Genomic DNA, 6,891 nt, shown 5'->3' with positions numbered 1-6,891 from the left:
GACCTCGTCGGCAAGCTCGCGGCAGAAGTCGAGATACTGCTCAACGAGAAGCACGGCAATGCCGGCCTGGTCGCGCAGGTAGCGGATGGCGCGGCCGATGTCCTTGATGATCGAGGGCTGGATGCCTTCGGTCGGCTCGTCGAGCACGAGCAGCTTCGGCCGCGTCACCAGCGCCCGGCCGATGGCGAGCTGCTGCTGCTGGCCGCCGGAGAGATCGCCGCCGCGACGGCCGAGCATCTGCTTCAGCACCGGGAACAGCTCGAAGACATGCGCCGGGATGTTGCGGTCGGCCCGTTTCAGCGGCGCGAAGCCGGTCTCCAGATTCTCGCGTACCGTCAGCAGCGGGAAGACCTCCCTGCCCTGCGGCACGAATGCGATGCCCGACCGGGCGCGGTCATACGCCGCGCTCCGGTCGAGCGCCTTCCCCTCGAAGGCAACGCTTCCGCTCGTCAGCCGGTGGTGGCCGACGATCGATCTCATCAAACTGGTCTTGCCGACGCCGTTGCGGCCGAGCACGCAGGTGATCTTGCCGGCGCCGGCCTTCAGCGAAACACCGCGCAGCGCCTGGGCGGCACCGTAATGCAGCGTGGCGTTGGAAACTTCGAGCATGGTCAGCGCCTTCTCCAGCGCCTGAGGAAGGAAAGGTCGAAACGGTGGAACGAGACCCGCCAGATCATGCTCAACGCCCCAAATAGACTTCGACGACACGCTCGTCGGCCGAGACAAAATCGAGCGAACCCTCGGACAGCACCGAGCCTTCGTGCAGGCAGGTGACCTTGACGCCGAGCTCGCGCACGAAATGCATGTCGTGCTCGACGACGATGACTGAATGATCTCGCGCGATATCCTTGAGCAGGCGCGCCGTCTCCTCCGTCTCGGCATCGGTCATGCCCGCGACCGGCTCGTCGACCAGCAGCAGCTTCGGGTCCTGCGCGAGCAGCATGCCGATCTCCAGCCATTGCTTCTGGCCATGGCTGAGGCTGGCGGCCAGCTCCGCGCGCTTATCGCCGAGACGGATGATGCCGAGTATGTCATCGATGCGCCGCGCTTCCGCTGCAGAGCGGCGATGGAACAGCGCCGGGAAGATCGAGCGCGGCCCTTTGAGGGCCAGCATCAGATTCTCCTCGATCGTGTGGCTTTCGAAGACGGTGGGCTTCTGGAATTTCCGGCCGATGCCCATCATGGCGATCTCGGCCTCGTCGTGCCGGGTGAGATCGACCTGACCGTCGAAAAAGACCTCGCCTTCGTCCGGCCGCGTCTTGCCGGTGACAATGTCCATCATCGTCGTCTTGCCGGCGCCGTTGGGGCCGATGATCGCCCGCATCTCGCCCTTGTCGAGCACCAGCGACAGATTGTTGATGGCGCGGAAACCGTCGAAGGAGACCGAGACGCCATCGAGATAGAGGATTGTGTTCGACTTCGACATCGCTCTACTCCGCCGGCTGCGGTTCAGGGTTGGCGGCGGACCAGGCACCGGGCGTCCTCGCCGCCGAGCGCACGATCTTCGGCTGCGGCTCTTGCGGATCGCTGCCGGAATCCGCCGCGAGCGAGGCTGTGCGCAACGCCCTGGCCTTGCTGCGCCAGCTGTCCCACATGCCGACGATGCCCCTGGGCAGCAACAAGGTTACGGCCACGAACAGGCCGCCCAGCGCGAACAGCCAGAATTCCGGCAGCACGCCGGTGAACCAGGATTTTCCAGCATTGACGAGCAGTGCGCCGACGATCGGGCCGACAATGGTGCCACGCCCCCCGACGGCCGCCCAGATCACCACCTCGATCGAGTTGGACGGCTCGAACTCGCCGGGATTGATGATGCCGACTTGCGGCACGTAAAGCGCGCCGGCGATGCCGGCCAAGATCGCCGAAACGGTGAAGGCGAACAGCTTGACGTTCTCGGCGCGCCAGCCAAGGAAGCGGGTGCGGCTTTCGGCGTCGCGCACCGCCATCAGGAGCTTGCCGTACTTCGAGCGCACGATCGCCGAGGTCAGGAGAACGGCAAGCGCCAGGGTCACGGCACTGGCTGCGAACAGCGCCGAGCGCATTGCGTCGGCCTGCACGTTGAATCCGAGAATGTCCTTGAAGTCGGTCAGGCCGTTGTTGCCGCCGAAACCCATGTCGTTGCGGAAGAAGGCGAGCAGCAGCGCATAGGTCATCGCCTGGGTGATGATCGACAGATAGACGCCGGTGACGCGGCTGCGGAAGGCGAACCAGCCGAAGACGAAGGCGAGCAGGCCTGGCACGGCCAGCACCATCGTTGCTGCGAACCAGAAATGGTCGAAACCGTACCAGAACCACGGCAGTTCCTTGTAGTTCAGGAACACCATGAAGTCCGGCAGGATAGGATTGCCGTAGACGCCGCGCGAGCCGATCTGGCGCATCAGGTACATGCCCATCGCATAGCCGCCGAGCGCGAAGAAGGCGCCGTGACCGAGCGAGAGGATGCCGCAATAGCCCCAGACGAGGTCGAGCGCGAGCGCGAGCAGCGCATAGCAGAGATATTTGCCAACCAGCGCTACGATGTAAGGCGGAATGTAGAACGCGCTCGACGGCGACACCGCGAGATTGAGCAGCGGCACGATGATCGCCGCCGCGAACAGGATGAGAACGGTGCTGGCGATGCGGCGATCGGCGCCGAAGAAGCGTTGCGTGATCATGCTTCCACCGCCCGGCCCTTCAGCGCGAACAGGCCGCGCGGACGCTTCTGGATGAACAGGATGATCAGCACCAGCACTACGATCTTGCCGAGCACGGCGCCGGCATAGGGTTCGAGGAACTTGTTGACGATGCCGAGCGAGAAGCCGCCGACCAGCGTACCCCACAGATTGCCGACACCGCCGAAGACGACGACCATGAAGCTGTCGATGATGTAGCCGCGTCCGAGATTGGGCGAGACGTTGTCGATCTGGCTGAGCGCGACACCGGCGATGCCGGCAATGCCGGAGCCGAGCGCGAAGGTCAGCGCGTCGACCCAGGGCGTCCTGATGCCCATGGAAGCGGCCATGCGGCGGTTGGCGGTGACGGCGCGCATGCGCAGGCCCCAGGATGTATGCTTCATGACGTAGAGCAGCACGCCAAACACCAGGAGCGCGAAGACCAGGATCCACAGCCTGTTCCAGGTGATGGCCAGTTGGCCGACGTCGAACGAGCCCGACATCCAGGATGGATTGCCGACCTCCTGGTTGGTCGGCCCGAAGATGGTGCGCACGGCCTGCTGCAAAATCAGCGAGATGCCCCAGGTGGCCAGAAGCGTTTCCAGCGGCCGGCCATAGAGGAGGCGGATGACGCCGCGCTCGATGGCGAGGCCGACGAGCGCTGCGACCAGGAAAGCGAGCGGCAGCGCGATGACCAGCGACCAGTCGAACAGTTCCGGAAAGGACGTGCGGATCACCTGCTGGACGACGAAGGTGGTGTAGGCGCCGAGCATGACCATCTCGCCATGTGCCATGTTGATGATGCCCATGACGCCGAAGGTGATGGCAAGGCCGATGGCCGCGAGCAGCAGCACCGAACCTAGAGAAATGCCGTACCAGATGTTCTGGCCTGCATCCCACAGCGCCAGCGTTGAATTGATGGCGCCGATCGCGGATGAGGCCGCGTCCTTGACCGCGCCTCCGGAACTCGCCTCGACCGAGGTGAGCAGCGATAGCGCGTCGCGGTCGCCGCGCGCGGCAATCACCGAGATCGCGGCAAGCTTGTCGGCCTCGGGCTTGTCCGAAACCAGAACCGATGCCGCGCGGGCCTGATCGAACAGCGCCATGACGGCCGGTTCCGTCTCGGCGGTGATGGCGGCATCGAGCGGTTCGATGTTCGCCGCGTCCGGCGTCTTGAACATGGTCGCGGCGGCTGCAATCCGCACGGCCGGGTCCTTGGCGCGCAGCGTCAGCGTGCCGAGCGCGTCGCGGATGACGCGGCGCAAGCTGTTGTTGACCTTGATCTTGGTGAGGTCGGCCTTGGCGGCAGTTGCTGATTTCTCGCCGCTCAGAGGATCGAGCAGGTCGATGCCGTCGCCGGCGTCCTTGCCGACGAAGACCTGGGAGTCGGCCTTGCGGATGTAGAGATTGCCGTCGGCGAGCGCCGAAAGCGGCAGCTCGACCGCAGGGTCGCCGGTGGCGGCAAGCTCGCGCACCACGGCCTCGGTGGCCGAGAAGCTGGTGCCGGTGGCGAATTTGGCGATGATGGCGCGCAGGTCGGCTTCGGCGTTCGACGGCAACAAACTTGCCATCAGAAACAACAGCGTGAGGCCGAGAGCGCGCAACAGGATCATCCGTTCAGATACTCGTCTGGGGCTGGAATTGCGCGTCCGGGCGGACTGGAGGAGGAGTTCGCCCGGACGCTTCGCGGTCCTGGCCGTGGAGAGAACCACGACCGATCAGACCCGGGAGGATCAGTTGGTTCCCTTGCCGCCGCACTTGCCAGTGGCAACGTTGAAGTTGCCGCAGGACAGAGGCGCGCGCCAATCCGAGATCAGGTCCTTGGAGTCAGGCAGGAAGTCGGACCATTCGTCGCCCATCACCAGGCCCGGCGTCTGCGAGACGGTCTCGAACTGGCCGTCGGCCTGGATCTCGCCGATCAGCACCGGCTTGGTGATGTGATGGTTCGGCATCATGGTCGAATAGCCGCCGGTCAGGTTCGGCACCGAGACGCCGACCATAGCGTCGATGACCTTGTCCGGATCGGTGGTGCCGGCCTTCTCGACCGCCTTCACCCACATATTGAAGCCGATATAGTGGGCTTCCATCGGGTCGTTGGTGGTGCGCTTGTCGTTCTTGATGAACTTGTGCCAGTCGTCGATGAACTTCTTGTTCTCGGGCGTGTCGACGCTCTCGAAATAGTTCCAGGCGGCGAGATGGCCTACCAGCGGACCGGTGTCGAGGCCGGCCAGCTCTTCCTCGCCGACCGAGAAGGCCATGACCGGGATGTCCTCGGCCTTGATGCCCTGGTTGCCGAGCTCCTTGTAGAAGGGCACGTTGGCGTCGCCGTTGACGGTCGAGACGACGGCCGTCTTCTTGCCGGCCGAGCCGAACTTCTTGATCGCCGAGACCTCGGTCTGCCAGTCGGAGAAGCCGAACGGCGTGTAGTTGACCATGATGTCCTCGGCCGGCACGCCCTTCGCCTTCAGATAAGCTTCGAGGATTTTGTTGGTGGTGCGCGGATAGACGTAGTCGGTGCCTTCAAGCACCCAGCGCTTCACCGAGCCGCCGTCCTCGCTCATCAGGTAGTCGACGGCCGGGATGGCCTGCTGGTTTGGAGCGGCACCGGTGTAGAAGACGTTGCGCTCGCTCTCCTCGCCCTCATACTGGACCGGATAGAACAGGATGTTGTCGAGTTCCGAGAACACCGGCAGCACCGACTTGCGCGACACCGAGGTCCAGCAGCCGAACACGGCCGCGACCTTGTCCTTGGAGATCAGCTCGCGCGCCTTTTCGGCGAACAGCGGCCAGTTGGACGCCGGATCGACGACGACGGCCTCGAGCTTCTTGCCGAGCAGGCCGCCCTTGGCGTTCTGCTCCTCAATCAGCATCAGCATGACGTCCTTCAGCGTCGTCTCCGAAATCGCCATGGTCCCCGACAGCGAATGGAGGATGCCGACCTTGATCGTGTCGTCGGCCGCCTTTGCAGGCGCCGTCAGAAGACCGGCGGCGAGCACGCCAGCCGAAAACATTTTTGTTATTGTCGAGAAGTTACCCCTCATATTGCACACTCCCATTCTGGTTGTTTTGCGTCGCAACAGAGCTATGCAACCACCATGCCAATCCAGGAAAAGCGGGCAAGACAGCCGGATATCCGAGCCTTATCAGCGAGTTACAATATTAGCTGCCCAACATGTAACGAAGTCCGGATCGTTCAAATGAGGCAAAATCGCGCAATGCTGCCTATATTTTGCCCAAATGGGATCCATGCCCACTTTTTGAGCCTGGCGCGTCGAATTGCGGCACGCGGCAGGTTGCGGTGCAGCGGGGAAATAGGGCAAGGTCAGCTTCGAACCGAGCGATGCCATGACCTCCCGTATCTCCAGCATTTTCAGCATCTTGCTATTGCTTGCCGCAACCGGAGCAGCCCGCGCCGACTTCACCGACGGCAAGATGCCCGACGGGATCTACCATTGCGAGGTCTACCTGCTCGGCGCCTTCCTCAACCTCGGCGACATCACCATCAAGGGCAATGTCTATAGCGGCCCGGTCACTTTCGGCACCGCGCCGCAAGGCTACAACTATCAGATGAATGCCAATGGCGAGATCAACTGGCTGGGTCCACTGGGCGGTTACACCAGCGGCGGCAACTCCGTCTCCATGACTCAGGCGACGCTGGACGGGCCTGACAGCCCGTCCTTCGATATCATCATGAAGCAGCCCGACGGAGCTTTCACCGCCTCAACCTGCACCAGGGGATAATCTACCCTTTCGCAAAAAAGCGCGGAGCCGGGAAAGCTCCGCGCAGGCTGCCGGGAGGGCGTGTTCAGATGCTCTTCGCCGACATCTGTCCGGCGATGTAATCGGCCTGACGGATGGCGAGCGAGACGATGGTCAGCGTCGGGTTCTCGGCGCCGCCGGTGGTGAACTGGCTGCCGTCGGACACGAACAGGTTCTTGATGTCGTGCGCCTGGCCATGCTTATTGACGACGCCGTCGGCCGCCTTCTCGCTCATCCGGTTGGTGCCGAGATTGTGGGTCGAGGGATAGGGCGGTGTCGGGAAGGTCCGCGTCGCGCCAACCGCCGCGTACAGCGCCTGACCCTGCTTGTAGGCATGATCGCGCATCGCCGTGTCGTTGGCGTGATCGTCGAAATGGACGTCGGCGATCGGCATGCCGTGCTCGTCCTTTTCGTCCTTGTGCAGCGTGATGCGGTTTTCCGGCCGCGGCATGTCCTCGCCGACGATCCACAGGCCCGCCAT

General features: G+C 63.5%; 7 protein-coding genes. 1 reads left to right on the top strand and 6 read right to left on the bottom strand.

Annotated elements, in window-relative coordinates; genetic code table 11:
• From urtE to urtA, 5 genes are all read right to left on the bottom strand, one after another.
• A partial coding sequence (gene urtE, locus EOA33_RS18980) for an urea ABC transporter ATP-binding subunit UrtE (protein ID WP_127406275.1) occupies nt 1-609 on the bottom strand: 609 nt, incomplete at its 3' end.
• Between the two features lie 70 nt (nt 610-679).
• On the bottom strand, nt 680-1,426 hold the full coding sequence (gene urtD / locus EOA33_RS18975; RefSeq protein WP_126054760.1) for an urea ABC transporter ATP-binding protein UrtD: 747 nt from the start codon (nt 1,424-1,426) through the stop codon (nt 680-682).
• A gap of 4 nt (nt 1,427-1,430) precedes the next feature.
• Complete coding sequence (urtC, locus tag EOA33_RS18970; RefSeq protein WP_127406274.1) at nt 1,431-2,654, bottom strand: urea ABC transporter permease subunit UrtC; 1,224 nt, start codon at nt 2,652-2,654, stop codon at nt 1,431-1,433.
• Nucleotides 2,651-4,264 carry an urea ABC transporter permease subunit UrtB gene (gene urtB / locus EOA33_RS18965; RefSeq protein ID WP_127406273.1) on the bottom strand — a complete coding sequence of 538 codons (1,614 nt, stop codon included), beginning with the start codon at nt 4,262-4,264 and terminating at the stop codon, nt 2,651-2,653. The genes urtC and urtB overlap by 4 nt, the downstream gene beginning before the upstream one ends.
• Nucleotides 4,265-4,384: 120 nt before the next feature.
• Nucleotides 4,385-5,692, bottom strand: coding sequence for an urea ABC transporter substrate-binding protein (urtA, locus tag EOA33_RS18960; RefSeq protein ID WP_126054763.1), 1,308 nt, complete (start codon nt 5,690-5,692; stop codon nt 4,385-4,387).
• A 304-nt stretch (nt 5,693-5,996) separates the two neighbouring features.
• Between urtA and EOA33_RS18955 the strand changes: the two genes are divergently transcribed.
• Entirely contained in the window at nt 5,997-6,392 is a 396-nt protein-coding gene (locus EOA33_RS18955) for a hypothetical protein (protein WP_126054764.1), read from the top strand.
• A 64-nt stretch (nt 6,393-6,456) separates the two neighbouring features.
• On the opposite strand, the gene EOA33_RS18950 is transcribed toward EOA33_RS18955, so the two are convergent.
• Nucleotides 6,457-6,891, bottom strand: a 435-nt coding sequence (locus tag EOA33_RS18950) for a GMC family oxidoreductase (RefSeq protein WP_245482372.1), incomplete at its 5' end; no start/stop codon positions are given.

This window comes from Mesorhizobium sp. M4A.F.Ca.ET.050.02.1.1 (genome assembly GCF_003997725.1).
In the GTDB taxonomy this organism is placed as follows: domain Bacteria; phylum Pseudomonadota; class Alphaproteobacteria; order Rhizobiales; family Rhizobiaceae; genus Mesorhizobium.
The sequence above is the reverse complement of the archived record's forward strand: the minus strand, read 5'-3'. Positions and strand labels throughout refer to the sequence as shown.

What these genes read in the sequence shown, in the direction of transcription:
- EOA33_RS18955 (WP_126054764.1), top strand. Translation starts at nt 5,997, where the DNA reads ATGACCTCCCGTATCTCCAGCATTTTCAGCATCTTGCTATTGCTTGCC.
- urtB (WP_127406273.1), bottom strand. Translation starts at nt 4,264, where the DNA reads ATGATCCTGTTGCGCGCTCTCGGCCTCACGCTGTTGTTTCTGATGGCA.
- urtA (WP_126054763.1), bottom strand. Translation starts at nt 5,692, where the DNA reads ATGAGGGGTAACTTCTCGACAATAACAAAAATGTTTTCGGCTGGCGTG.
- urtC (WP_127406274.1), bottom strand. Translation starts at nt 2,654, where the DNA reads ATGATCACGCAACGCTTCTTCGGCGCCGATCGCCGCATCGCCAGCACC.
- urtD (WP_126054760.1), bottom strand. Translation starts at nt 1,426, where the DNA reads ATGTCGAAGTCGAACACAATCCTCTATCTCGATGGCGTCTCGGTCTCC.